The sequence below is a fragment of the Nonomuraea sp. NPDC049480 genome (genome assembly GCF_044465905.1).
Classification (GTDB): Bacteria; Actinomycetota; Actinomycetes; order Streptosporangiales; family Streptosporangiaceae; genus Nonomuraea.
In genome coordinates, this window is the sequence record NZ_JBITMD010000007.1 from 257,876 (window position 1) to 283,766 (window position 25,891).

The following is a 25,891-nucleotide window of genomic DNA, read 5'->3' on the forward strand; positions in this document are numbered from 1 at the left end:
TTATACCCATTACACCTATCCGTACACCAGTACGATAATTGCGGCGATCCCCACGCCCACGATGATCCCCCGCAGCACGGGCGCCGGGATCCGCCGCCCCAGCTTGGCTCCCAGGAACCCGCCGGCCACCGCGCCCAGCGCCACTCCGAGCACGGCCTGCCAGTCCACGTCCGCGACCACCACGAACAACACGGCCGCCACGAAGTTGACGATCAGGGCGAGGACGTTCTTGGCGGCGTTGACCCGCTGGAGGTGGTCGTCCAGGAAGCTGCCGAGCAGGCCGATCAGCAGGACCCCCTGGGCCGCGCCGAAGTACCCGCCGTAGATCCCCGCGGCCAGCACGCCCAGCCACAGCGCGGCGCCGCCGTGCGGGTGCGCGTGCTCGCGCCGGTCGGCCAGCCACCGGTTGAGCCTGGGCTGCACCAGAACCAGCACGCAGGCCAGCGCGATCAACACGACCACGACGATCTCGAACACGTCCGGGTCCAGGAACAACAGCAGGATCCCGCCGATCAGCGCCCCGATCGCCGAGGCCATGCCCAGGCGCAGCAGGCGGCCGCGCTGGCCGTCGAGCTCGACGCGGTAGCCGTACGCGGCGGTGAAGGAGCCGGGGACCAGGCCGATGGTGTTGGACACGTTCGCCGTGACGGGGTCGACGCCGATGGCCACCAGCGTCGGGAACGTGATCAGCGATCCCGACCCGACGACCGCGTTGATGGCGCCCGCCACCACCCCGGCCGCGCAGATTGCGACCAGTTCCCACCCCGTCACAAGCCCTCCCTGACCACCGCTGATGCGCGCGGCCACCGTAGGTGCGGGGACCCGCGGCCCGCGGTGGACCGCTGGACGCGGCCCACCGTATCGGCAGGACGCTCAGCGGGTCGTCAGGGGGTGTCCGAACCCTTGGGCGGCGAGAAGAGACCGCCCAGCCCCTCCAGGATCTTGCCCATTTCCGACGGCACGATCCAGATCTTGTTGGAGTCGCCCTTGGCGATCTCCGGAAGGGTCTGCAGGTACTGGTACGCGAGCAGATGCTGGTCGGGCTTCCCCTCGTGGATGGCCTTGAACACCATGCCGATCGCGTCCGCCTGCCCCTTGGCCCGCATGGCCTGGGCCTCCGCCTCTGCCTGGGCCCGCAGCACGGCCGCCTCCGCCTCGCCGCGCGCCCGCAGCACCGACGCCTGCTTCTCGCCCTCCGCCGCCAGGATGGCCGCCTGCCGCTGCCCCTCCGCGGTCAGCACGGCGGCCCGCTTGTCGCGATCGGCGCGCATCTGCTTCTCCATCGAGTCCTGGATGGAGACGGGCGGGTCGATGGCCTTCAGCTCGACCCTGTTGACGCGGATGCCCCACTTGCCGGTGGCCTCGTCGAGCACGCCGCGCAGCTCGGTGTTGATCTCCTCGCGCGAGGTCAGCGTACGCTCCAGGTCCATGCCGCCGACCACGTTGCGCAGCGTCGTGACCGTGAGCTGCTCGACGCCGATGAGGAAGTTCGCGATCTCGTAGGTGGCCGCCTTCGGATTCGTGACCTGGAAGTAGATCACGGTGTCGATGGAGACCACCAGGTTGTCGGAGGTGATCACCGGCTGCGGCGGGAACGACACCACCTGCTCCCGCAGGTCGATCATGTCCTTGATGCGGTCGATGAACGGCACCACCAGGTTCAGCCCCGGCGTCAGCGTTCGGTGGTAGCGCCCGAGCCGCTCGACGATGGCCGCCGTGGCCTGCGGGATGATGCGGATGGTGCGGACCACCCCGAAGCCCACCGCCGCGACCACGACGAGGACAACGATGAGCTGCTCGACGGACATGGCGACGCTCCGAAGCCGAGGGGACCGACTCCGTAGATCCTATTTGGTTTCAGGTTTGTGCGGATTTTATGGACATAAATCGAGAGTGATCTAGTGAGCGCGGGCATACCAGCGGCCCTCAGCGCTGCGCTCCAGCGACAGCGGCACCCCGAACGTCTGGGTCAGATTGTCGGACGTCATCACCGTCTCCAGCGGCCCCTGGGCCACCACGGACCCGTGCCGCAGCAGCAGCCCGTGCGTGAACCCGGCGGGCACCTCCTCCACGTGGTGCGTCACCAGCACCAGCGTCGGTGAGCGGTAGTCGCCGGCCAGCACCGACAGGCGGCGCACCAGGTCCTCGCGGCCACCCACGTCGAGCCCCGCCGCGGGCTCGTCGAGCAGGAGCAACTCGGGGTCGGGCATGAGGGCGCGGGCGATCTGCACCCGCTTGCGCTCGCCCTCCGACAGGGTGCCGAACCGGCGCCTGATCAGGTGGGCCGCCCCCATCATGTCGATCAGCTCGACCGCCCTGGTGACGTCGTTGGAGTCGTACTCCTCGGTCCAGCGGCCCATGATCCCGTAGGAGGCGGTCAGGACGAGGTCGATGACCTTCTCCTCCGGCGGGATTCGCTCGGCCAGCGCGGCGCTCGCCAGCCCGATGCGCGGCCGCAGATCGAACACGTCCGCTTGCCCCAGCCGCTCTCCCAGCACCTCGATCAAGCCCTCGCTCGGGTAGAGCAACGTGGCCGCGACCTGCAGCAACGTGGTCTTTCCCGCACCGTTGGGACCGATGACGACCCACCGCTCGTCCTCGTTGACCGTCCAGTCGATGCCGCGCAGCAGGGCCGCTCCGTCGCGCCTGACGGCAACGTCCTGGAGCCGCAGCACCTGACCACCCATCCCCGAACCTCCTTTTGGAGTCACCCTCGGGACAAACCTATTGCAGGCCGAGCGCTTATCGTGGATCGGTGCGCCCTGAATCGCCTGTCTGTCCCTCCCTGGTCGCCTGGGGCAACGCGTGGCTCGCCGGCTACGTCGGCCTCGACGAGGCCGCTGACCACGTGGAAGCCGCCGGCGGCCCCGCCGTCGCAGGCGAGGTCCCGCTGCGTAAATACCTCGCAAACCTGCGTGCCGACGGTCTGCGCGAGCTGCGGCTGGCCCTCCCCGCGCCCGGCGACCCGCTCGGACTGTCCGGTCCCGCCTCGTTCAACTCGGCCGCGGTCGACGTCGGCCAGGCCGTGATCGCCGTGCTCGACGGCCACAACCTCGGCCTGCTGCCGGCGCCGGACCGGCGCGGGTCGTCCTATGTCGGGGTACGCCTGGAGGTGCACGAGTCCGGGCCTGTACGCCACGACCTGCCCTCGCTGGCCGAAGCCGAGCGGGACCTGTCGGACGCGATCCGGTCGGCCACCGACGCGCTGGCCTCGGTCGAAGGGCCCGCGCAGAGCCGTCCCGAACTGGGGTGGCAGGGCGGCGAGCTGGCGCCGGGCTATCCCGCGCGGGCGCACCGCGTCTCCGCGCTGGCCACGCGGCTGGCCGCGGTGCTGCGCCTGGCCGACGACCGCGGCCTCACATCCGGGCAGGCCGCCGCCCGCGCCGCCGCTCTGCGCGAGCTCGACCGCGCGGTGCGGCGCGCGCTCGTGGCCGCCCACCACGCGATCTTCGAGCCGATCAGGAACCAATAGCCTTCCACAGCCTGACCAGCTTGTCCTTGCCCGCCGAGACGATGGAGACGCGGTCGCCGACACGGACGACGCCCACCGCGTACACGCCGCTCTTGTGCGCCCTGACCGGCTTGCCGAGAGCCTTGCGGGTGCCGGGATCCCACAGCCTGATCGTGCCGTCGGTGCTGCCGGACAGCAGCACCGTCCGCTCGCCCATGCTGCCGAAGGACAGCGAGTAGATGATCTTCTTGTGGCCTGCCATCGTGCCGATGGTCTTGCCGTTCTTCGGATCCCAGAGCCGGATCTTCCCGTCCTTGCCGCCCGAGGCCACGACCACCTTGCCGTCGACCTTGCCGACCGTGACGGCATAGACGCCCTTCGAGTGACCCTTGTACGCCTTCCCGTACGCCTTGCGCTTCGACATGTCCCACATGCGCACGGACTCGTCCTCGCTGGCCGAGATCGCGATCGCGCGGTCGCCGAGGTGGGTGGCGCTGAGCCAGTTCACCGGCTTGCGGTGGGCCCTGATGCTCTTGCCCGTGGACCTGCGCTTGTCCAGGTCCCAGAACCTCAGGTAGCCGTCGGCGTCGCCGGTGACCGCCACCCACTTGTTCTTGATCTTGGTCAGGGCTACCGCGTAGACGGCGTCGCCGTGCCAGCCGAGGACCTTGCCCTTGCGGGTCTTGAGGTTCCACAGGCGGACGCTGCCGTCGTAGCCGCCGGAGACCGCAACGGGGGTCTTGCCCATCATCGCGCCGGCGACCGCGTACACCTCCTGGCTGTGGCCCTTCATGGTGGCCAGGGACTTGTGCTTGGCCAGGTCCCACAGGCGTACCCGGCCGTCCTGTCCGCCGGTGACGAGCCAGGTCGTCTTGTCGCCCACGGAGACGGCGGAGAACGTCTGGACGCCCTTGGTGTGGCCCTTGAGCGACTTGCCGTCCTGTTTGCCCACCACCGGAACCGTCTGCGCCTGGGGCTGGTCGGGGGCGGGGGTCGGGGTGATCGTGGGGGTGGGCGTCGGTGCGGTCGGGGTCGGGGTCGGGGTCGGGGTCGGGGTCGGGGTGAACGACGTGGTCGCCTGGGCGATGTTCTCGCCGCCCGGGCCGGAGGTGGTTCCCAGCATCCTCGGGCCCAAGAACAGCACGCCGCCGGCCAGGGTGAGCGCCACGACCAGCGTGCCCGCCACCAGGGCCGCCCGCCTCCGTCTGGCCTTGACCTCGCCGGGCCGTTCCTCGACCGGGGCGTGCTTGAAGAACGCGTCGTTGCCGTCCCGGGGCGGCGACTCGGGCTGCGCTTGCCAGGGCGCCGGTGGATACGGTGCCGCGCCCATGGGGTAGGGCGGCCTGTACTGCTGACCGGGCGCGGACTGCGGCGGCACCAACGACCCCGCCGACGGACCGTGCGGCGGCCTCTGCGTCTGCCCGCCCGGTCCCTGCTGCGGCGGCACGTACGGCGCCGGGGACGGCTGCGCCGGCACATAAAGCCCGTTGGCCAGGTGCCGGGAATCGGCGGGAGGCGCCTGCGGACGCCCGTAGCCGTCGCCCGACGGATTGGCCCAGCCCGATGCCGCCGGATTCGCGGACGGCGTCGCCCCTTCGGGACTGACCCATCCGGCACCGGCACCAGGCGCTCTGCCCTCCGCTCCACCTCCATCCGCCGCAGATCCCGCAGGCGCACCCGACGCAGCGGGGCCCCCATGCGAGTCACCGGCATGCGGCCCAGCGGAATGCGGTTCCGAAGCGTTCGGGGCTGAGGCGGGGGTGGGTGAGGGGTCTTCCTCGGCCGCGAGCTGGGAGCCGGTGGTGAGGGCGATCTCGTCGTCGAGCGGCCGCGCCTCTCCCTGGTTCTCCAGCAGCGCGAACAGCACATCGGCCGCCGGCGGCCGCTCCTCGGCCCGCTTGCTCAAGCAGGCCTGCACGATCGGCCGCAGCTCATCGGGCAGCACCGACAGGTCCGGCTCCTCGTTCATCACCCGGTAGATGACCGCCGGCAGGCTGTCCTGCCCGAACGCGGGCCGGCCCGTGGCGGCGAACATCATGGTCAGAGCCCAGCTGAACATGTCGCTGGCCGGCCCGACCCGCTCGGCGGAGATCTGCTCCGGCGACATGTACGCCGGAGTCCCCACCACCCCGCTGGTGATCGTCATCGCCGAGTCCAGCGCCCGCGCGATGCCGAAGTCGATCACTCGGGGCCCGTCGCTGCCGATCAGCACGTTGCTCGGCTTGAAGTCCCGGTGCACGATGCCCGCCCGGTGGATGGCCGCCAGCGCGGTGACGGTGCCGACCGCCAGACGGTAGAGCGCCCCGCCCTCGCGCGGCCCCTCCCGCTGCACCACGATCTGGAGCGACACCCCGTCGACCAGCTCGCTGACGATGTAGGGCTGCTCGCCGTCCATGTTGGCGCCGATCACCTGCGCGGTGCAGAACTGGGCGACCCGGCGCGCCGCCGCCACCTCGCGCATGAACCGCTCGCCGTCCATCCCCGGCTTGTCGAGCCGGGTGTTCAGCAGCTTGATCGCCACCAGCCGCCCGTCCGGCCCCTCCCCCTTGAAGACGATCCCCTGCGCCCCTTTGCCCAGACGGCCCAGCAACCGATAGTTACCGAGCGACTGCGGATCGCCCGGTTGTAAGGGATGCGCTTCCGGCACCTGGTCCTCCCCCTTGTGCTAGACCCCCGACCACAAGCGTGATAGGCCCGCCCAAAACCCCGCAAGCCATCCCAGGTCACGAAAGATCATCGCTCTTTGCGAAAAATTTGCCCTCCGCAATAATCGTGGAGATGATCGGGGATTTCCAGACCGTACGGGGAGCCGTCACATGCGCAAAAGCTTCAGCCTGTTCTTAGCCGGCGGACTCGCCGCCGGCGCCCTGACCGCGCCGGGCCAGGCCACCGCCGCAACCACTGCCACGACCGTGGCGCCCACCAGCACGACGACGGCCGCCACCGCGCGGATGGCGCCGTACTCGAATTTCCGGATCTCCGTCAAACACACCACGCGCGCCAAGCGCGGCGGCAAGATCGCATATTCCATCAAGGCGACGAATCTGGGCCCGCACTACGCCGACTACTACTGGCTGGGCGGCGAAGTGCCGAAGGGCATCGTAACGACGCTGAACTGGGAGGGCCCCAAGGGCACGGAGTGCGAATGGGAGGACCGCTGGTTCTGGTGCTGGAGCCCGTTCGAACTGGAGAAGGGCGAGACCGACTGGCTCAACTTTCAGGTGACGCTGAAGAAGGGCACCAAGGGCACGGCCACGGCCCGCCTCGGCGTGTTGTCGTTCGACGTGGACCAGGGCATGGATGACATGAGTGAGGCGGAGCTCGAGCGCCTGGGCGTCAAGGGCTACCACTGGCTCAAGAAGGTCAAGACGACGATCGTCACCCCGCCGCGGCGCGGCCGGCCCTCGCGCGGCTACACGCCGCCGCCCCCGGTCAGGGAGTACAACCCGCCGTCCCGCCACGTCGAGACGAACAAGAAGAAGGACACCTGACCGTCACCCCAGGCCGTGCCGTACGGCGTACAGCGCGGCCTGGGTGCGGTCCTGCACGCCCAGCTTCATCAGCACGTTGGAGACGTGAGTCTTGACCGTCTTCTCCGCGACGGCCAGGCTCCTCGCGATCTCCCTGTTGGACCGGCCGGCCGCGATGAGCGCGAGGACCTCGCGCTCGCGGTCGGTCAGCGGGACCGGCGCGGGCATCTCAGGAGCGGCGGACGCGGACAGCATCGCCTCGGCCGCCTCGGGAGCGAGTAACACCTGGCCACCGTGCACCGCGCGTACGGCCTGGACCAGCGCCGTCGGATCCACGTCTTTGTAGAGGAAGCCGGACGCGCCCGCGCGCATCGCCGGGCCCACGTCCCCGCGGTCGCTCACCGACGTCAGCACCAGCACCCTGGTCTTGGAGCCGGACAGGCGCCCCAGCGTGCCCAGGCCGTCGAGGACCGGCATCTTCAGGTCGAGCAGCAGCACGTCAGGAGCCAGCTCCGAGACCAGTTCGACGGCCTGCGCCCCGTCACCCGCCTCGCCGACGACCGTGATGTCGTCCTGCAGGTCGAGGAACGTACGCAGCCCCTGCCGCACCACCGGATGATCGTCGGCGATCAGCACCCGGATCAAACGCCCACCTCCACGCGTACCGTCGTCCCTTGACCCCGGGCCGATTCGACGGTCATCACGCCGCCGACCGACTCGGCCCTGTCCCGCATCGACACCAGGCCGAGGCCGCGCGACTCCGCCTGCTCGAACCCGCTGCCGTCGTCGCTGACGGTGAGTGCCAGCGTGCCGTCCTGGTACTCCATGCGTACGAGGACGCGTTCGGCCCCCGAGTGCCTGAGCGCGTTGTGCAGGGCCTCCTGGGCCACCCGCAGCACCGCCACCTCGACCGCCGAGTCCAGCGGCGGCAGCTCCGCGCACTCGAACACGACCACGGACGGGTGCAGCCGGTCGAGCAGGCGTACGTGCTTGCGCAGCGTCTCGGTCAGCCCGTGCCGGTCGAGCTCGGCCGGGCGCAGCTCCACGATCACCGCGCGCAGCTCGGAAAGGGCCTCACCGGCCAGGCGCTGGACGCGTTCGAGCTCCACGGCCGCCATGTCGGGCGCCTTCGCCAGCATCGTCCCCGCCGCCTGGGCGCTGAGCCGCAGCGAGAACAGCTTCTGCGTGACGGCGTCGTGCAGCTCCCTGGCCACCCGGTTGCGCTCCTCCAGCATGGCCAGCTCACGGCCGCGCTCGTAGAGCCTGGCGTTGGTCAGCGCGATCGCGGCGTGCGCGGCGAACAGCGTGAGGAGGTCCTGGTCCTCCTGCGTGAAGCCGCCGGGCGTGCGCTTGTTGGCCAGGAAGATGATGCCGAGCACCTGCTCCCCGTCGCGGATGGGCACGCCGAGGAAGTCCTTCATGACCGGGTGCGCCTTCGGCCAATACTCGAACCGCGAGTCCTCGCGGATGTCGGGCAGCCGCGCGGGAACCCCTTCGCGGAGCATCGCGCCGAGCATGCCATGCTGACGGGGCAGCGGCCCGATCGCCTCCCACTGCTTGTCGGTGATGCCCTCCGCGACGAACTCCGCGAACGACCCGTCGTCGTCGGGCACGCCGAGCGCGGCGTAGCGGGCGTCGAGCAGGCGCTGCGCCGAGCGTACGATGACCTGCAGCACCTCGCGGACCGACAGGTGGCGGGTGACCGCGAGCACCGCGGAGCTCACCGCCTGCAGGATCTCGTCTCGGTCGGCCGTCACGGCATCCACTCTAGGGTCCTAGGACGATGTGCCCAGGACGGACCGGGCCCTCAGCCCGATGCCCGCCGCCACCCGCGTTCTTACCGTCGGAACCATGACGAACACCGCACTCATCACCGGCGCTTCCCGCGGACTCGGCCTCGCCCTGGCCCGCTCCCTGGCGGGCGAGGGCTGGAACCTCGTGCTCACCGCGCGCGGGGCGGACGACCTGGAGCGGGTCGCGACCGAGCTGGCCGCCACCGCGATCCCCGGCGACGTGGCCGACCCGGCGCACGTCGAGCGGCTGGCCCGGGCCGCGCCCGAGCTGGACCTGCTGGTCAACAACGCAAGCGATCTGGGGGCGACCCCGTTGCCGCCGCTGGCGGGATACCCGCTGGAGGTGTTCAGGGCACTGCTGGAGACGAACGTGACGGCGCCCCTCGCCCTCATCCAGGCCACGCTGCCGGCCCTGCGCTCGTCGGGCGGCGCGATCGTGAACGTGACCTCCGACGCCGCCACCGGCGCGTACGAGGGCTGGGGCGGCTACGGCGCCGGCAAGGCCGCGCTGGAGCAGTTGTCGAACGTGCTGGCCGCCGAGGAGGCCGGCGTACGCGTCTGGTGGGTGGATCCGGGTGAGATGAACACCCGCATGCTCGCCGACGCCGTGGGCGCCCAGGAGGCCGCGGCCGCCACCGACCCCGCGAAGGTCGCCGCGGCGCTGCACGACCTGGTCAGCTCGCGCCCGGCCAGCGGAAAAGTGAGCCTGCAATGACCCTGGCACTCGACTTCGTCCTGCCGCCCGGCCTGTCGGCCCACGAGCCGCCCGAGGCCAGAGGGTTGTCCAGGGACGCGGTGCGCCTGATGGTCTCGCGGGGAGACCTGGCGCCCGAGCACCACCGGTTCGGCGACCTGCCGGGGCTGCTCGACCCCGGGGACCTCATCGTGGTGAACAACTCGGCGACGCTGCCCGCGGCCATCAGACTGGACCGGCTGGCCGTGCACTTCTCCACCGCGCGCGAAGATGGCACGTGGCTGGTGGAGCTGCGCCGGCGTACCGCGCGGGCGTCCGAGCCGTACGGCGGGGGCGAGGCCGGCGAATGGCTGCCGCTGCCGGGGCGGGCCACGCTGCGGCTGATCGAGCGGGAGACGCCGCGGCTGTGGCGGGCGCGGCTGGACCGCGACGTGGAGGCGTACCTGCGCGCGTACGGGACGCCGATCCGCTACGCCTACGTGGACGAAGACTGGCCGATCGACGCCTACCAGACCGTGTTCGCGACCGTGCCGGGCAGCGCGGAGATGCCGAGCGCGGCGCGCCCGTTCACCGCCGGCCTCGTGACGGCGCTCGTGGCGCGCGGCGTCGGGATCGCGCCGATCACCCTGCACACCGGAGTGGCCTCGCCGGAGAAGGACGAGCCGCCCTACGCGGAGCGGTACGAGGTGCCGGACTTCACCGCGCGGCTGGTCAACCTGGCAAGGGAGAGCGGCAACCGGGTGGTGGCGGCGGGGACTACCGTCGTACGGGCCCTGGAGACGGCCGCGGGCGCGCACGGGCAGGTGACTGCGGCGGCGGGCTGGACCCGGCACGTCGTCACACCGGAGATCGGCGTACGGGCCGTCACGGGGCTGATCACGGGCCTGCACGAGCCGCGCTCCAGCCACCTGCTGATGCTGACCGCGATCGCGGGCGAGAAAGCGCTGGCACAGGCCTATGAGGAGGCGCTACGGGAGGGATATCTGTGGCACGAGTTCGGCGACACACACCTGATACTGAAGAAATAGGCTTTACATAGATTTTGCCATTGTGATAGGAACAGCCGACATTTACGGGGGCTTTCTTTGACGTGCGTCCCCGTGCCCACTTCCTCACCGGAGACGTTGAATGCCCAACTCCTTCGCCAAGGGCGCCACACTGGCTCTGCTCGCCGGCGCCCTGCTCCTCCCGGCTGTTCCCGCTTCCGCCGCCGCCCCGGTCGCCGCCAAGGCCGCGGTCGCCGCCGCGGCCGACCCGTATTCGGCCTTCAACGTCACGGTGAAGGCGTCCAAGACGGTCAAGCCCGGCGGCACGATCACGTACACCATCGTCGCCACCAACAAGGGCCCGCACTACGCGGACGCCTGGTTCGTCGGCGGCCAGTTCCCCAAGGGCGTCGACCTGAAGAAGATCAGGTACGCCACCAGCGTCAAGGGCACCGAGTGCTTCGGCGAGGGCCGTGCGTTCTTCTGCTTCCTGCCGCGACTCCTCGAGGTGGGTGACGCCGTCTCCATGACCTTCGGGGCCAAGGTGAAGAAGTCCGCCACGGGCACGCAGAAGGCGACGCTCGGCGTGGTCTCCTACAACGTGGACCAGGGCATGGAAGACATGAGCAAGGAAGAGCTGGACCGGCTCGGCATCCCCGAGTTCGGTTTCGCGAAGACCGTCAAGACCAAGGTCGTTCGCTGACGTTTGATTGTCTGCGCCCGTGTCCGAAAGCCGCACCTGCTGCGCGACCATCGGACCGGGCGCAGTACCGTGGCTGGATGTGGACCAGCGCAGCCTCCTGATCACCCTGACCGGCCCCGACCGGCCCGGCGTCACATCGCGCCTCTTCTCCGTTCTGTCCGGCTTCCCCGTGACCGTGGCGGACATCGAGCAGGTCGTCATCCGCGGCCGGCTCACACTCGGCGTGCTCGTCGCGTACGCGGGCGGGCCGTCGACCGGCACCGGCACGACGCTCGGCGCCCTATGGACCGCCGTCGAACGAGTGGCCGAGGACCTCGGCATGGAGGTCGAGCTCTCCACCGGATCCCAGACCAAAGAGCAGCGCCGCCGCGGCCGCCTGTCGGTAAGCGTGCTCGGCTCCACGCTGCAGCCGGCCGCCATCGCCGGCATCGCCGGGCGTATAGCCGCCGCCGGCGCGAACATCGACCGCATCGAGCGCCTCGCCCAGTGGCCCGTCACCTGCATCGAGCTGTCCGTCTCCGGCGCCGACCCCGACGCCCTGCGGATCGAGCTGGCCGCCGAGGCCGCCGCCCAGGAAGTCGACGTGGCCGTGCAGCGCACGGGACTGTCGCGGCGGGCCAAGCGCCTGATCGTCATGGACGTCGACTCGACGCTCATCCAGGGCGAGGTCATCGAGCTGCTCGCGGCGCACGCCGGCTGCCTGAACGAGGTCGCCCGGGTCACCGAGCAGGCCATGCGCGGCGAGCTGGACTTCGCCGAGTCGCTGCGCAAGCGGGTGGCCCTGCTCGAAGGCCTGCCCGCCGAGGTGTTCGAGAGCGTACGCAAGGAGGTCGTGCTCACGCCCGGCGCCCGTACGCTCGTACGAACCCTCAAGCGGCTCGACTTCCGTTTCGCCATCGTCAGCGGCGGCTTCACCCAGATCACCGACGGCCTGGTCGACGAGCTGGGCATCGACTACTCCGCCGCGAACGTCCTGGAGGTCGTCGACGGGCGGCTGACCGGCCGGGTCGTCGGCGAGATCGTCGACCGGCCGGGCAAGGCGAGGGCGCTGGAACGCTTCGCACGCGAGGCCGGCCTGCCGATCTCCCAGACCGTGGCCATCGGCGACGGGGCCAACGACCTGGACATGATCGCGGCGGCCGGACTGGGCATCGCGTTCAACGCCAAGCCGGTCGTCCGGCAGGCCGCGGACACGGCGGTCAACACGCCGTACCTGGACTCCATCCTCTACCTGCTGGGCATCTCCCGGTACGAGGTGGAGGCGGCCGACGCCGAGGACGACGTGCTCGCGAAGGGCTAACTCTCCTTCGGATCCCAGAGCGTGACCAGGCGGCCCTCCCCCGGATGGAGATCCGCCCATTCCGACTCGACCTCGATCACCGCGAACGCCCCTGGCCGGAACACGTAGTCGCCTCCGGCCAGGCCCAGGGCCAGCTCGTGCACGCCCGGGTTGTGCCCGCACAGCACCACGGTGCCCAGCTCGGGATCGGACCGGCGGACCAGCTCGAGCAGTTCCTCCGGGTAGGCCTCGTAGATGTCGCGCTCGTAGCTGATCTCCGCGTCGGGGAAGGCGATCTCGGCGGTCCGTCTGGTCCTGATCGACGGCGAGCACAGCACCACGTCCGGCTGGAGCCCGGCCGCCCTGATCTCGTCGCCCACCCGCTTGGCGTCCCGCTCCCCGCGGCCCGTCAGCGGCCGCTCCCGGTCGGCGAGGCCCAAGACCTGGGCGGCCTTCGCATGCCGCAGCACTATCAACGTCCGCACGGGATCACCCTGTCTTCGAGGCCCAGGTGGCCAGCGCTACCAGCACGGCCAGGATGACGAGCATGGCCAGGAGAATGAGGCCCAGGGTCTTACCGCCGCCGGGCTGCTTGTCATCTTCCACGCGCCCAGTTTCCCACCGAGGGGTCCCGGTGCCACGCCCGCCTACCGGCTCCCCGCGCGCCCACACCCGACCGCGGTGCCCTGATCACCAGGCCACCGCGCCTGGCTGCGGCGCCAGAGCGCTCACCATCCACAGTGGACCTCAGCCCCGAAACGCGGGAACACCGGCGCCCGACCGCGGCGCCACAGACCAGAAACGCCCTCACCCCACGGTGGCGCCACAAACGCGAAACCCCCACACCGAACCTCGGCGCCGCAGACGCGAAACGCCCGCTCCCACGCGGGGAAGCGGGCGTCTCGGCGCTGAAAAGTGCTACGACGCGACGGGTTCCTGCTCGCGGTCGTTGTTGTCGCTGGCCGGCTCGCTGGTCGCCGACCGCCGCTTGGAGACGACGATGGCGCCGACGACCACGGCCACCGCCACCACCGTGACCCCGATCCGCAGTGCCGGGTTGCCCGCGTACAGGACCACCGCGGGGGCCACCAGCAGCGCCACCAGGTTCATCACCTTGATGAGCGGGTTGATCGCCGGTCCGGCCGTGTCCTTGAACGGGTCGCCGACCGTGTCGCCGATGACCGTGGCGGCGTGCGCCTCGGAGCCCTTGCCGCCGTGGTGCCCGTCCTCGACCAGCTTCTTGGCGTTGTCCCAGGCGCCACCGGAGTTCGCCAGGAACACGGCCATCAGCGTGCCGCAGGCGATCGCACCCGCCAGGAACGCGCCCAGCGGCGCGTACCCGAGGGCGAACCCGACCGCGATCGGCGTCATGATCGCCAGCAGGCCGGGCGTGGCCAGCTCGCGGAGCGAGTCGCGGGTGCAGATGTCGACGACGCGGCCGTAGTCCGGCTTCACCGTGCCGTCCATGATGCCGGGGTTCTTATGGAACTGGTCGCGTACCTCGAAGACGACCCGCATCGCCGCACGCCCGACCGCCGTGATCGCCAGACCCGAGAACAGGAACACGACCGCGGCCCCGATGATCAGGCCGACGAGGACGTTCGGCTGGTCGATGCTGAGGCTGAAGGTGGAGAAGGCGCCCAGCGCGTCCTTGATCGCTTGGTCGGCCTTGGCGAGCTCGATCTCCACGGCGGTTCGGAAGGCGCCGAACAGCGCGGTCGCCGCCAGCACGGCCGTGGCGATCGCGATGCCCTTGGTGATCGCCTTGGTGGTGTTGCCGACGGCGTCGAGGCTGGTGAGGACGCGGGCGCCCTCTCCCTCGATGTCGCCGGACATCTCGGCGATGCCCTGGGCGTTGTCGGAGACCGGACCGAAAGTGTCCATGGACACGATGACGCCGACCGTGGTCAGCAGGCCGGTACCGGCCAGGGCTACCGCGAACAGCGCGAGCGTGACGTTCCCGAAGCCGAGCAGGAACGCCCCGTAGACCGCGCCGCCGATGATCAGGGCGGAGTAGACGGCCGACTCCAGGCCGACGCTGATGCCGGCCAGGATGACGGTGGCGGCACCGGTGCGCGAGCTTTCACCGATCTCGCGTACGGGACGCCGGGTGGTCTCGGTGAAGTAACCGGTCAGCAGCTGGATGGCGCTGGCCAGCACCAGGCCGATGAGGACCGCGCCGATGGCGATCAGCCGCGGGTCGGCGGTGGACTGCACGGTGGAGCCGGTCAGGCCGGCGAAGTTGTCGGGCAGGTACCAGAACGCGGCCGCCGTCACCAGCACCGCGGAGATCGCGGCCGAGATGAAGAAGCTGCGGTTGATCGCGGCCATGCCGTTGCGGTCGCGGTCGCGCATTCCGGTGACGAAGATGCCGATGATCGCCGTGATCACGCCGATCATCGGGACGATGAGGGGGAAGATCAGCCCCTCCTCGCCGAAGGCCGCCCGGCCCAGGATGAGGCTGGCGACCAGCATGACCGCGTACGACTCGAACAGGTCGGCCGCCATGCCGGCGCAGTCGCCGACGTTGTCGCCCACGTTGTCCGCGATGGTGGCGGCGTTGCGCGGGTCGTCCTCAGGGATGCCCTGCTCGACTTTGCCGACCAGGTCGGCGCCGACGTCGGCGGCCTTGGTGAAGATGCCGCCGCCGACTCGCATGAACATCGCCAGCAGCGCCGCCCCGAACCCGAACCCTTCGAGCACGACGGGCGCGTCGCCCTGGTAAATGATCACGACGACGGCCGCACCGAGCAGGCCGAGGCCCACGGTGAACATGCCGGCCACGCCGCCGGTGCGGAACGCGATGCGCATGGCGCGCTTCTCACCCGATTCGTTGGCCGCGGCGGCGACGCGGACGTTCCCGCGCACGGCCAGCCACATGCCTACGAATCCGGTCAGCGCAGAGAAGACCGCGCCGACCACGAAGAAGATCGACCGCCCTATGCGTTCGTCCCACTCTCCGGGTAGCAGGAGCAGCAGGAAGGGAATCACGACGACGAAGATCGCCAACGTGCGGAACTGGCGCGCGAGATAGGCTGCGGCGCCTTCTTGTACGGCCCGGGCGATGTTCTGCATGCGCTCGGTGCCCTGGCCGGCGGACAGCACTTCGCGCACCAGGCCGCCGGCGACGGCTAGCGCGATCAGTGCGACCGCGGCGACCACGATCACGATGGTGAGATTGTTTGCGCTCAGGTCCAGATTTGACGCTGGCTGCGCTGCCAGCATGTGCCTGCTCATCGTTCTCCTCGGCAAGACCGGTCGTCCTGCCCGGGCGGTGCCTGCGGCGTACCTCGGCGGGTGTTGCGGCACCATCCGGGTTGTGGGTGCCGCTTCCGGTTGAATCCGCATTCCGCCGGATCACCTTGGCCGGTGCCGGGAGTCTACGCAGGCAGTGAACGGATATGAAGGCTCCGAAGGTCACTAATTGGGCATGCGTCTAGTAAGCCCCTGACAACGCCCCGGTTTGGGTTCTGACAAGTGAAATTTCCCTCGATTTACGGTCACGGCAAGGTGTCAATACGGACGACCGAAACCCAGGATGGGGAGTACACGAACTGCCCACCGCGCTCGGCCTCCCCTGCCCCCCGCGCCCTCGGGTCACGAGGCACGTCCACAGCGGCGCGCGGCTCGAAGCCTGCGGACACGCCCCCAGGCGGAGGCGAGGTGCGGGCCCGTGCGGGCCGGGCGGAGGCAACGCAGGGTCCGCCCTGTGCGCGGGGCGGAGTCCACTGGGAGACGCCGGTCCGGCTCTTGGTCTTGGACGCGCTGAATCCAGACATCGGCGGGTGCTGCGCTCACAGGACCGTCGGAGGCGGCCCGGTGGCATGGAGACGAAGCTCATGGTCCACGCCGCGCTGAGGCAACGGTGCCCGCGCGCCGTAACGGCGGCACGCCGGTGAAGCCGGTAACCGTCCCCCTGGAGGGCCGGTCACCGGCGTCGGCGGGTGGAGCCTGCTTGGCTCCGCCGTGAAGAAGGGGTTATGTCTGCGGGACACCGGTGCCGGCGGGCCAGCTCATCCGGATGTCGGTCCCCTTGGGAGTGGGAAGGACCTCGACGTCGTCGGCCAGCCCCGAGATGACCGCGAGCCCGAAGCCCGTCATGAACGAATCGGAGAGCATGCCCAGATCGAGAGGTTGTTCCTGCTGGATCTCATCGCTGGGGGCATGGTCGCTGACCGTGACCTCGAAGCGCCCGGCGTCGTCACGCAGCTCGATGCGGATGGGCTCACCCGGACAGTGGACGCGGTGCGCCTCCACCGCCCGGGAACATGCCTCACCCACGGCGAGCCTGACCTCGTCCAGCAGGGACTCCTCCACGCCGGTGCGGCGAGCGATCGCCGTCGCCACCAGCCGCGCGGTCCGCACGTGTGCGGGAAGCGCGCTGAACGTCAGCTCGACGGTAGCCATGCTACTTGTCTTTGCCGTGAGCTTCCTTGGCCTCGTCGACGGAAGCGTAGATCCCGAAGACCTTCGTCAGACCGGTGATCCGGAAGATCTTGAGGATGCGCTCCTGCGTGCAGACGAGCTCGAGGGAGCCATCGTGCGCCCGAACCCGCTTGAGCCCCCCGACCAGGACGCCGAGGCCCGTGGAGTCGAGGAAGTCGACCTTCTCCATGTTGACGAGAAGGTGGAAGTTGCCCTTGTTCACCAGGTCGATGAGAAGCTCACGCAATCTCGGCGCAGTGTAGACATCGATCTCACCCTCGACCTCGACGATGGTGAGTCGGTCCTCGTTGTGGTGATCCAACTTCAGATCCACAGATCCTCCAGCGCCTCGCCTGCGAAAGTACTCTTGCCGGCCTGGCAGTCTGGAGCGTGGCCCCAGACTGTCCGACCCTGACGCGCGGCATTCAACCACGCGTCTGGCTTGTGTCTATACGAAATCACGATTCCCGGCGACTTTGCCCATCGATGCAAGACTGGAAACAGTGACTTCCTTCGCATCCTCCCCACAACAGGCAGGTCCACTCCTCCGCCACCTGCTTGGTGTTCCCGCACGTCAAGAGCGCGTCACCCATGTGGAGCATGTTCCAGCACGTCAGGCGGGTCAAGTCCGATGGCCCAAATGGGCGCCGGAAGTGCTTGTTACGCGCTTGGCGAACCGCGGGGTGACAGGACTCTGGCCTCACCAGTATAAGGCCGCCGACCTGGCGTTTCGTGGCCGAAACGTGATCATCTCCACGGGAACGGCGTCGGGGAAGTCGCTGGCGTATCTCACTCCCGCGGTCGCCTCATGCCTCGACGGTGGCACGGTGCTCTACCTGACGCCGACCAAGGCACTGGCCGCCGACCAGCTGCGCGGGCTGCGGGAGCTGCGTATCACGCAGGTGCGGGCCGCCTGCTTCGACGGCGACACACCGTTCGAGGAACGAACCTGGATACGCCAGCACGCAAACTACGTCCTGACAAATCCCGACATGCTCCATCGGAGCATCTTGCCGCGACACGCCCAGTGGTCCTCGTTCTTCCGCCGCCTGCGCATGATCGTCGTGGACGAGTGCCATGGCTACCGCGGCGTCTTCGGCTCCCACGTCGCCCAGATCCTGCGCCGCCTGCGGCGCGCCTGCGCCCGGTACGGCGCGCACCCCACGTTCCTGCTCGCCTCGGCCACGGCGAGCGAGCCGGGGTTGTTCGCGATGAGGCTGACGGGGCTTGAGATGGACGAGGTGACCGTGGACGCCTCTCCCAAGGGGTCTACCACCATCGCGCTGTGGGAGCCGCCCCTGACGGAGCTACGGGGCGAGGGAGGGGCTCCTGTGCGGCGCACGGCCACGGCGGAGGCGGCCGATCTGCTGGCGGACCTCGTCCTGGCGGACGTCCGCACGCTCGCGTTCGTCCGTTCCCGGCGCGGCGCTGAAACGGTCGCCCTGTCCGCCCGCGCCAAACTCGCCGACGTCGCTTTCTCCATCCCCTTCACCGGTACGCCGCCCACTCCCCACCGCGGGAACCTCGAACCGCCCAGGCCGGCCCCACAGCAGGCGGCCAACGCCTTTGACCCGTCTCATGGGGCGAGCACGTCAACGGGCGATGACAAGGGTGCAAGGCGGACCACAGCCGCCCCGACCGGCGACGTTGCACCTGCGACCGACGCCACCGGCGCATCCGACGACACCGCCGGCACGACAGGCGAGGGAACCGCCACGAGCGCCCCCTCCACGGCGGCGAACTCTCTCACGTGGGCGGTGCCCGACCACACCGACCTGGCGGACCTCCCCAACAAGATTGCCGCCTACCGAGCCGGCTACCTCGCCGAAGACCGCCGCGTCCTGGAGAAGGCGCTGCGCCAGGGCACCATCATGGGCCTGGCCACCACGAACGCCCTCGAGCTCGGCGTAGACGTCTCCGGACTGGACGCCGTGCTGATCGCGGGCTGGCCAGGCACCCGAGCATCTCTCTGGCAGCAGGCAGGCCGCGCCGGCCGCGACGGTCAGGACGCACTCGCCGTACTGATCGCCAGAGACGACCCCTTGGACACCTACCTCGTTCACCACCCGCAGGCCCTCTTCGGCCAGCCCGTGGAGGCGATCGTCCTGGATCCCGACAACCCGTACGTGTTGGGCCCCCACCTTTGCGCCGCGGCTGCCGAGATCCCCCTGACCGAGAATGATCTGTCCATTTTCGGCACCACCACCGCCGACGTCCTGGATGACCTGGTCAGCCAGGGTCTGTTGAGAAGGCGCGAGGCAGGCTGGTTCTGGACCAAGCGCGAGCGCGCCACCGACCTCGCCGACATCAGAGGCGGCGGCGGTGCCCCCATCCAGGTCGTGGAGTCGTCCACGGGCCGCCTGCTGGGCAGCGTGGACGAGCCGTCCGCGCACACCGCCGTGCACACGGGCGCGGTCTACATCCACCAGGGCGAGACGTTCCTGGTGGAGCTCCTCGACCTGGAGGCCGGAGTGGCCCTGGTCTCCGCCGCCAACCCCGACTACTCGACGTTCGCCCGGGACATAACCGACATCTCCATCCTCGCCACCCAGCGCTCCCACCCGCTGGGCCCCGGCACGCTGCACTTCGGCGAGGTGGAGGTGACCAGGCAGGTGGTCTCGTACCTCAAGAGACGCCTCCAGTCAGGCGAGATGCTCGGCGACGAACCCTTGGACCTGCCGCCCCGAACCCTCCGCACCCGCGCCGTCTGGTGGACGCTGCCCGCCTCCGCCGTCGCCCCGCTCGCGGAAGACGGCATCGACCTGGGCGGGGCCGCCCACGCCGCCGAACACGCCTCGATCGGCCTGCTGCCCCTGTTCGCCACCTGTGACCGCTGGGACATCGGCGGCGTCTCCACGGAACTGCACGCTGACACCGCCCTGCTGACGGTGTTCGTGTACGACGGCCACGAGGGCGGCGCCGGTTTCGCCGAACGCGGCTACGCCCGGGCGACGGACTGGCTGACGGCCACACGCGAGGCCATCGCCTCCTGCGAATGCGACCGCGGCTGCCCGTCGTGCATCCAATCCCCCAAATGCGGTAACGGCAACGAGCCCCTGGACAAACGCGGCGCCATCCGCCTCTTGAACACCCTGCTCGCCGCCGAGTAGCCCATCCCGCACAAACACTGCCGCATACCGCCCAGCCACGCCGCCTACAACTCGGCAGCCGCCGTCACGCCTGATGAGCAGGTGGAGCCCACGCCATCACCAAACCCCGGGCGTCCCAGCAGGTATTCGAGCGCCTTCACGATCGACTCCAGCCAACACGAACCGACATGGTCCGGCCTGTTTTGCTAACTATGGCCGCCCTTGTTCCGACGTCCCGCGTAGGCACGTTTGTCGTCATCGTCTTCGTAACCGTCGACATCCGCGTCGTCCGCGGCCCAGAAATCGGCGGCCCCCGGCTGGGGGCGCTCCCAGAATCCGCTGTCCTCCATGGACCTGGGCGACGGTGGCAAGTAGTCGTCCCAGCGGTCCTCGATCCGTATGGCGGGCCGGGCGACCGAGGCGGACGACTCGGGCACATCCGTCACGGCCGAGCTGGGAAGTGCGATCCGAACCGGCTCCTGGCGAACCACATGCCCTTCCTTGACGCCGCCCGGCTCTCCGGCCCTGCCGTCGGTGGGGCGCACCTCACCCGCGCCTAAGGGCAGCGCAGCGGCAGGCGTCCCGTTGTGCGCGTGGTCGAGCAGAATCGGCGGAGAAAAAGCCTGGAGCCGCGAAGCTTCCGCGGCGGACCGTCCGTGTGCACGCCGCCTGTCGGCGGCGGACGTCTCGCCCGGCCCATCGACGGCGGCCGCTCCGGGAGCACGCGAGCGACCGGCCGAGCCCGGTTCCTCATCGTCCAAACGACCGTCCGCGCCCCCATCTCCAGGACCGCCGGCCGAGGTCGCCCTCCGCATCTCCAGATCGTGGGCCGGAGATGGCCCCCCGGCATCCGCACCGCTGACCGAGACCGGCCCCCGAACGTCCGGATCCTCGGCCAAGGCCGGTTCCTGACCACGCGGACGCCCAGCCAGAGCCGGCTCCTGACCACCAGGCCGGTCGAGCGAAGACAATCCCTGACCGCCGGGCCGGTCGAGCGAAGACAATCCCTGACCACCCGGACGATCGGCTGAGGACGGCTTCGCAGCGTGTGCCTGATCCGGAACGCGTGTCTTGGCCACGGCAAGGATCACAGCCGGGCGACGCCGAGGCGGTGTGGCGGTCACCGGGGCACTGTCGTCATCACCTCGCACCGCACCGACCGCCGCCCCGTCCGCTTCCGAACCCGCAACCACGGCAGAAGCGGCAGTTGCGGCGTTGGAGGCCGAGGGACGCGGTCCTCCCTCAGCGGCGAGCGCGCGCCGCCGAGCCCAGGCACCGGCATGGGCGCCGAGCAGCAACAGGAGCAGGCCTCCCGCGACATAGAGCCCGTATTGTCCAATGTTCCCGATCGGCGACTCGTTCGACTGGGCCTTCACGCCACCGGCCTGGACGGGAGCGGTGTCCGTACCGTTCTCGGTGCCTTCCGGGGTCAGGCCGCCCGTCTCGCCCCGATCGTCGGCGGTCGGGATGGGGAGGTTGCCGTCGGAGTCGGTATCGGGGATGGCGGGCAGCTTGGAGGTCGTCGGCTTGTCGGTGGCCGGCTTGCTCGTGGGCTGGATCTGCTTCTTGGCGGGCAAGGTCGGCAGCGGATCGACGTTCCTGGTCTCCTTCGGTGTCTCCCGTGTCTTGGCCGTTTCCTTCTTCGGCCGCGCGGCGGCCGGGGCGGGAACCGTGACGTAGGCGGCGCCCGATTGCTCCGATCCCATCGACCCGCCGTCGCCGTCACCCCGGAACGCCTTGACCGTGAATCCCACCTTCTGCCCCGCCGCCTTGGCCGGCACGGCAATCGTCGCCCTGCACGAGGAACCGTCGCACACGCTGTCCGCGGGCAACCGCCCCACGACGCCGGACTGGGTGTTGGACACCTCGTACGACTGCAGGTCGGGCTCGGAGCCTTTGCTCCAGCTGACGAGGACCTTCTTGGCGCCCTGGAGGCTCGCGTTCACATTGCCCGGCGTCTCGGCGGGCCGCCGCAGCTTGAACGTGCTGTTCGCGTACTGGGTCCCGGTGATCCCACCCTTGAGCGTCACGGTGAAGGTGCCGTTCGGGGCGTTTCCGGCGTCGAACGTACCGGAGATCGTCTGGTTGGCTCCGCCTTCGGCCACTTTCTGCGTGGGCGTCGACGGCCCTTCGACGTACAGGCCCATGCTCAACTGCATCAGCCCCGTACGCGCGGAAACCGTGACGGACGGGCTCGAGACGACCTGGCCGTCGGAGGGCGCGGTGATCTGCCCGGAGGAGTCGGCCTGCGTCACCGCGGCCGCCTGAGCGGAGCCGCCGAGCACAATGGATCCCACCGCGACGAGCCCCGCGGTCACCACTCCGCCAACTACCGTCACGACGCTTCCCTCCATCGAGAGCCTCGCGCCGCCCAGCCGCCCGGATGGGGGCGTCCGAGCGACGACCGGAAGTGCAGTCCGCCCGGCGATACGGTCACCGGCCGCCCCCGGACCAGCACCCTAGCGACTTCGTCCCGGCTCTCCCAGACTCCGTGTCGCAAACGGCATGGACTGAGGGTAAGCGGAACGTTACGCGAGATATCCAGCTCTTGGACACCATGTCCAAGAAGTCGTGACTCGATCGCGACCTGACCCCAGCAACCCCAAGCACTTCGTCCCGCCACTTCACTTCGTCTCTCTCATCGCTCACCGGGCAGAGCGTGTGATCTCCATGTCAATGGCGGGAAAGCCCCAGCGGTGTCGTCCGGAGACCAGGTCGATCTACCCCTCCGGACACGGAGTCCTGGCACCGCCTTCCCAGCGCAGGGCCTGGCACCGCTCCTCAGCGCAGGGCCTCGCGGCGCCGCCCCAGCGCAGGGCCTCGCGCCGCCATCCCGGCGCAGAGCCCTCCACCGCCGTTCCAGGAACTCGTCATCTAGTGATCGCCGATCCCGGGCGGAGTCGCTTCTGCCGGACCTGCTCGTGATCTGCCCATCACGGTGCGCGTGCCGACCACGGGTAGCGCAATCGGTAACGCCGTCCATACATCGGCCACCTCGTGGTTGATCTCGCATCGGGTCAGTTGCACGCCGTTCTGGACGGCCAGTGCCGAGGCCTTGGCGCAGGCGCCTTCCGGATCGGACAGCGCCATCCTGGCGGCGGCCAGGGCGCTCAGGTCGGCGGCGTTGTCGGCGCGATGGCGGGCCACGCGCACGGCGCCCACCATGGCGAACACCGTGGCGACGGCCATCAGGAGTCCCATGAGGGCGACGCCCCATAGTGTGGCTGAGCCTCGTTGTCTGGAATTGATCGCTGCCTCCCGGCCGCGGGATGTCTTGGTGAGTTGTCATGGGGGCCATGGAGCCGGCCTGACGGCGCTGAGCCGAGACGAGAGGCAATCCCTCATGGATCTGCCTTCCTGAGCTGACGCAGGCCGAGTGGCGCGGCTCCATGGCCTTGCCAGGCCAGGTGCTCGTCATGGTTCGGTATCCGCGACGGCTGCGGCGGACACGCGGACTGCCGGCAGCGACGATCCCCATGCCGGTCGTACTTGCACTGTGATCTGCACTCTTGTGATCTCTACGTCGCGGGTCACGTCTACGTCGGCGTCCGGGTGCGTGGCTGAACGAGCAACGTCGCGGACCTGGTCCAGAGGCTCGCCCCTGGCCGCGGCCCGGGCGGCAGCCCGGGCCGCGGCCACGCACTCCAATTGGGCTCCCACAGCTTGGATCGCCCATAGCGCGGCGGCCAGGACGACCATGAGCGCGGGCAGCATCGCGGCGGTCTCGGCCGTCACCGAGCCACGCGATGCCGATCGCCTGCCGTCCGCGGAGGTCCGCTCGAAGCGGAGGGTCATTCGCTGTTCGTTTTGAGTGCTCGGTCGATGAGGGACGTCAGCATTTCCTGGACCTCTGGGCTGCTGACCACCTTGAAGAGGAGTGCGGCGAAGGCACAGGCCGCGATGGTTCCTACGGCGTACTCGGCGGTGGACATGCCTCGCTCCCTGTTGACGGCCGCGTAGTGCGGCCACCTGCTGAACCGCCGCCGCGGGCTCCCGGAGGTGGCGCGGTCGCTGGGAGTGGTCGTCGATGCCTCGCTCAGGTGGGTGTGGGGGCTGGCCGGGCTCTGTGCGGCCATGCGAGCTGGGGTGCGGGATGTTGTGGCGTGCGGGTCGCTGGGATTCACCTTGCGGACTGCGTTGTTAGGTGTCATGGCGATGGCGGCTTCTGGGATGGCGTTGATGTTGTCTGGCGTGGTGACGGGGCCATGCATCGTGCCTCCAGGTGCTCGGCGGAGCCGGGTCTTGCCCGGCGGGGGTCTCAGGTTCGCCGAGATCGGGCGAGGCGCGATGGGCCGAGCGGCGTTCTGTGGATAACCAATCAAGTAGGTGGATGTCACGGGATGACGATTGTGGAGGCGAGGCCGGCGATCACCGGGATGATGCCGAGGAGGACGAACGCCGGCAGGAAGCACAGGCCCAAGGGCGCCACCGCCTTCACACCGACGCGCCTGGCCGAGGCGACGGCGGCGGCTCTGGTGGCCTCGCGGGCGTCGTCGGCGAGGCGGGTCAGGACGTCCGCTACGGGGGCGCCGCTCTGAGCTGCTCGGGTCATGGCTCGGGAGAGCCGGCCCAAGGCAGGGTCCTTGGCGAGGAGGGCCCAGGTGGGCTCCGGGTCGGCGCCCAGGCGTAGTTGGGTGCTCACCCAGGTCAGTCGCCGGCCGAGTGGACCGCCGATCGCGTTTGCGGCGATCTCGGTGGCGGCGCTGACCGGACGTCCGGCGAGCAGGCAGGCGGTCATCAGGTCGGCGGCGAATGGCAGGTCGGTGGTGATCTGTTCGCGCTCGTGCCGAGTCCCCGTGGGTTCCTTTCTGTGGAGGTAGATCGCTGCGGCGGGGACGACGAGGAGACCGGCCAGGATTCCGGCGATGCCGCCGATCAGTGCGGCGGTCGCCAGCCCTGCGCATATGGCAGTGACGACCGTTTTGCGGGCGATCGGGCGTCCCTGGTCATTGGTGGAGTCCAGCCAGGTGGGGTGGGAGTCTTCGTGATCGACGTCCGGGCTTGGCGCGGCCGCATCGGGGCGGTCGTGGAGGTTCTGGAAGGGCGAAGGGCCCGGCGCAGGATGAGGATGGCCGCGATGGTCCTCTCGAGGAGGGCGGAGCCGGGTCAGACGTTCCTGCGGTGTTCCTGGTGAGAGCCACAGCCACGTCGCCATGCCGGCGCAGATGGCCGACAGCAGGAGGAACATCGGCTATCCGATCAGGTCGGTGGAGTCGGGTAGTGGGTCCGTCCCGTGGAGGGAGGTCAGCCCTGGGCCCGGGTGGCCATTCGGTGGGTCCACCACAGGCCGCAGGCATCGAGGGCCGCTCCCGTGACCAGGCAGGCGAGGCCCGGAACACTGCCGAACAAGAAGTCCAGCGGGTGCATGTTCAGGGCGGCGGCCATCAGGAGGCCGAGGGCGGGGAGTACGGCGAGCATCCTGGCCGTCGTCCGTGGTCCCGCCAGTTGGGCTGCCACGTCCTGGCGGTGGGCCTGGGACGTGCGTAACGTGCCGGCCACGCGTTCGACCAAGGCGGCCAGGCCCGCGCCCACGGTGACGCTCACGGCCCAGCACGCTGCGAGATGCCGTAGACCCTCGCCTCCTTGTGGTGGGGCCGAGACGGCCAGCGCGGTGGACACGTCGCCACCGTCTCTCGCCGCGGCCAGGACCGGGCGCAGGGCCTCGGGGTCGGGGAAGTCCACTGCCCTTATGGCCCTGGTCAGCGCCTCTCCGGGAGTGCGGCCTGCGGAGAGCTCTGCCGACAGGGCCTGGCAGAGCTCGATTGACGCCAGTCGCCAGGCTTCGGCTCGGCGGGCGGGGGATGGACGGGTGAGGAGCTTGCGCAGGGAGCGCCACTGGGGCTTCTGACGGCTTGAGCTCAGTTTGGCCAGGCGGGTCGTGGCAGTAGTGGGGGCTGTCCACAGCCACACGGCGCAGGCTGTGGACAGCGCGGCGAGCAGGGCGGCGGTGACCATGGGTGCCTTGCCTCCGTTGTTGTCGTCGTCAACGTCGCCGGGCCGG

General features: G+C 69.8%; 23 protein-coding genes. 7 read left to right on the forward strand and 16 right to left on the reverse strand.

Going from position 1 to position 25,891, the window contains the following annotated elements; translation table 11 throughout:
• Positions 1-15 precede the first annotated feature (15 nt).
• From ACIBX3_RS22370 to ACIBX3_RS22380, 3 genes are all read right to left on the reverse strand, one after another.
• Positions 16-771: a sulfite exporter TauE/SafE family protein gene (locus tag ACIBX3_RS22370; RefSeq protein WP_397119832.1), complete on the reverse strand. Its 756-nt coding sequence runs from the start codon at positions 769-771 to the stop codon at positions 16-18.
• Positions 772-884: 113 nt separating this feature from the next.
• Positions 885-1,808, reverse strand: a complete 924-nt coding sequence (locus ACIBX3_RS22375) for an SPFH domain-containing protein (RefSeq protein ID WP_397119834.1) — start codon at positions 1,806-1,808, stop codon at positions 885-887.
• A 90-nt stretch (positions 1,809-1,898) separates the two neighbouring features.
• Positions 1,899-2,687 carry an ABC transporter ATP-binding protein gene (locus tag ACIBX3_RS22380; protein ID WP_397119836.1) on the reverse strand — a complete coding sequence of 263 codons (789 nt, stop codon included), beginning with the start codon at positions 2,685-2,687 and terminating at the stop codon, positions 1,899-1,901.
• A gap of 68 nt (positions 2,688-2,755) precedes the next feature.
• Between ACIBX3_RS22380 and ACIBX3_RS22385 the strand changes: the two genes are divergently transcribed.
• Positions 2,756-3,472, forward strand: coding sequence for a hypothetical protein (locus tag ACIBX3_RS22385; protein ID WP_397119838.1), 717 nt, complete (start codon positions 2,756-2,758; stop codon positions 3,470-3,472).
• Here ACIBX3_RS22385 and ACIBX3_RS22390 read toward each other — a convergent pair.
• Positions 3,459-6,098 carry a protein kinase gene (locus tag ACIBX3_RS22390; RefSeq protein ID WP_397119840.1) on the reverse strand — a complete coding sequence of 880 codons (2,640 nt, stop codon included), beginning with the start codon at positions 6,096-6,098 and terminating at the stop codon, positions 3,459-3,461. The two genes, ACIBX3_RS22385 and ACIBX3_RS22390, sit on opposite strands and share 14 nt — an antisense overlap.
• A 169-nt stretch (positions 6,099-6,267) precedes the next feature.
• On the opposite strand from ACIBX3_RS22390, the gene ACIBX3_RS22395 reads away from it, so the two are divergent.
• A complete protein-coding gene (locus tag ACIBX3_RS22395; protein WP_397119842.1) occupies positions 6,268-6,942 on the forward strand; it encodes a hypothetical protein in 675 nt (224 codons plus the stop codon).
• Positions 6,943-6,945: 3 nt separating this feature from the next.
• Here the strand turns inward: ACIBX3_RS22395 and ACIBX3_RS22400 are convergent, their stop codons facing one another.
• Together ACIBX3_RS22400 and ACIBX3_RS22405 are read right to left on the reverse strand one after the other, a co-directional pair.
• Positions 6,946-7,566 (reverse strand): response regulator, encoded by a 621-nt coding sequence (locus ACIBX3_RS22400; RefSeq protein ID WP_397119844.1) that lies wholly within the window; start codon positions 7,564-7,566, stop codon positions 6,946-6,948.
• Positions 7,563-8,678, reverse strand: a complete 1,116-nt coding sequence (locus tag ACIBX3_RS22405; RefSeq protein WP_397119847.1) for a GAF domain-containing protein — start codon at positions 8,676-8,678, stop codon at positions 7,563-7,565. The genes ACIBX3_RS22400 and ACIBX3_RS22405 overlap by 4 nt, the downstream gene beginning before the upstream one ends.
• A gap of 94 nt (positions 8,679-8,772) precedes the next feature.
• Here ACIBX3_RS22405 and ACIBX3_RS22410 point away from each other — a divergent pair, with 94 nt between their 5' ends.
• The 4 genes from ACIBX3_RS22410 to serB all read left to right on the forward strand — a co-directional run bounded on the left by ACIBX3_RS22410 (position 8,773) and on the right by serB (position 12,397).
• On the forward strand, positions 8,773-9,429 hold the full coding sequence (locus ACIBX3_RS22410) for an SDR family NAD(P)-dependent oxidoreductase (protein WP_397119849.1): 657 nt from the start codon (positions 8,773-8,775) through the stop codon (positions 9,427-9,429).
• The gene (locus ACIBX3_RS22415; protein ID WP_397119851.1) at positions 9,426-10,436 is read left to right on the forward strand and encodes an S-adenosylmethionine:tRNA ribosyltransferase-isomerase; all 1,011 of its coding nucleotides are present in this window, start codon (positions 9,426-9,428) and stop codon (positions 10,434-10,436) included. Before ACIBX3_RS22410 ends, ACIBX3_RS22415 begins: the two co-directional genes overlap by 4 nt.
• Positions 10,437-10,536: 100 nt before the next feature.
• Complete coding sequence (locus ACIBX3_RS22420; protein ID WP_397119853.1) at positions 10,537-11,097, forward strand: hypothetical protein; 561 nt, start codon at positions 10,537-10,539, stop codon at positions 11,095-11,097.
• A gap of 79 nt (positions 11,098-11,176) precedes the next feature.
• Positions 11,177-12,397, forward strand: a complete 1,221-nt coding sequence (gene serB / locus ACIBX3_RS22425; protein WP_397119855.1) for a phosphoserine phosphatase SerB — start codon at positions 11,177-11,179, stop codon at positions 12,395-12,397.
• Here serB and ACIBX3_RS22430 read toward each other — a convergent pair.
• The 4 genes from ACIBX3_RS22430 to ACIBX3_RS22445 form a co-directional block, all read right to left on the reverse strand.
• A complete protein-coding gene (locus ACIBX3_RS22430; protein ID WP_397119857.1) occupies positions 12,394-12,861 on the reverse strand; it encodes a SixA phosphatase family protein in 468 nt (155 codons plus the stop codon). The genes serB and ACIBX3_RS22430 overlap by 4 nt on opposite strands.
• Before the next feature lie 433 nt (positions 12,862-13,294).
• The gene (locus ACIBX3_RS22435) at positions 13,295-15,601 is read right to left on the reverse strand and encodes a sodium-translocating pyrophosphatase (protein WP_397120252.1); all 2,307 of its coding nucleotides are present in this window, start codon (positions 15,599-15,601) and stop codon (positions 13,295-13,297) included.
• 753 nt (positions 15,602-16,354) lie between these two features.
• On the reverse strand, positions 16,355-16,783 hold the full coding sequence (locus ACIBX3_RS22440) for an ATP-binding protein (RefSeq protein WP_397119859.1): 429 nt from the start codon (positions 16,781-16,783) through the stop codon (positions 16,355-16,357).
• A gap of 1 nt (position 16,784) precedes the next feature.
• Positions 16,785-17,135 carry an STAS domain-containing protein gene (locus ACIBX3_RS22445; protein WP_020542579.1) on the reverse strand — a complete coding sequence of 117 codons (351 nt, stop codon included), beginning with the start codon at positions 17,133-17,135 and terminating at the stop codon, positions 16,785-16,787.
• A gap of 409 nt (positions 17,136-17,544) precedes the next feature.
• On the opposite strand from ACIBX3_RS22445, the gene ACIBX3_RS22450 reads away from it, so the two are divergent.
• Positions 17,545-19,911 (forward strand): DEAD/DEAH box helicase, encoded by a 2,367-nt coding sequence (locus ACIBX3_RS22450; RefSeq protein WP_397119861.1) that lies wholly within the window; start codon positions 17,545-17,547, stop codon positions 19,909-19,911.
• A gap of 185 nt (positions 19,912-20,096) precedes the next feature.
• On the opposite strand, the gene ACIBX3_RS22455 is transcribed toward ACIBX3_RS22450, so the two are convergent.
• The 6 genes from ACIBX3_RS22455 to ACIBX3_RS22480 form a co-directional block, all read right to left on the reverse strand.
• Entirely contained in the window at positions 20,097-22,208 is a 2,112-nt protein-coding gene (locus tag ACIBX3_RS22455) for a hypothetical protein (RefSeq protein WP_397119863.1), read from the reverse strand.
• 556 nt (positions 22,209-22,764) lie between these two features.
• A complete protein-coding gene (locus ACIBX3_RS22460; protein WP_397120253.1) occupies positions 22,765-23,139 on the reverse strand; it encodes an Rv3654c family TadE-like protein in 375 nt (124 codons plus the stop codon).
• Positions 23,140-23,304: 165 nt separating this feature from the next.
• Positions 23,305-23,685, reverse strand: coding sequence for a TadE family type IV pilus minor pilin (locus ACIBX3_RS22465; RefSeq protein WP_397119865.1), 381 nt, complete (start codon positions 23,683-23,685; stop codon positions 23,305-23,307).
• A complete protein-coding gene (locus tag ACIBX3_RS22470; RefSeq protein WP_397119867.1) occupies positions 23,682-23,966 on the reverse strand; it encodes a DUF4244 domain-containing protein in 285 nt (94 codons plus the stop codon). The genes ACIBX3_RS22465 and ACIBX3_RS22470 overlap by 4 nt, the downstream gene beginning before the upstream one ends.
• A gap of 257 nt (positions 23,967-24,223) precedes the next feature.
• Positions 24,224-25,078, reverse strand: a complete 855-nt coding sequence (locus tag ACIBX3_RS22475) for a type II secretion system F family protein (RefSeq protein ID WP_397119868.1) — start codon at positions 25,076-25,078, stop codon at positions 24,224-24,226.
• A 56-nt stretch (positions 25,079-25,134) separates the two neighbouring features.
• The gene (locus ACIBX3_RS22480; protein ID WP_397119870.1) at positions 25,135-25,845 is read right to left on the reverse strand and encodes a type II secretion system F family protein; all 711 of its coding nucleotides are present in this window, start codon (positions 25,843-25,845) and stop codon (positions 25,135-25,137) included.
• Between the last annotated feature and the right edge of the window lie 46 nt (positions 25,846-25,891).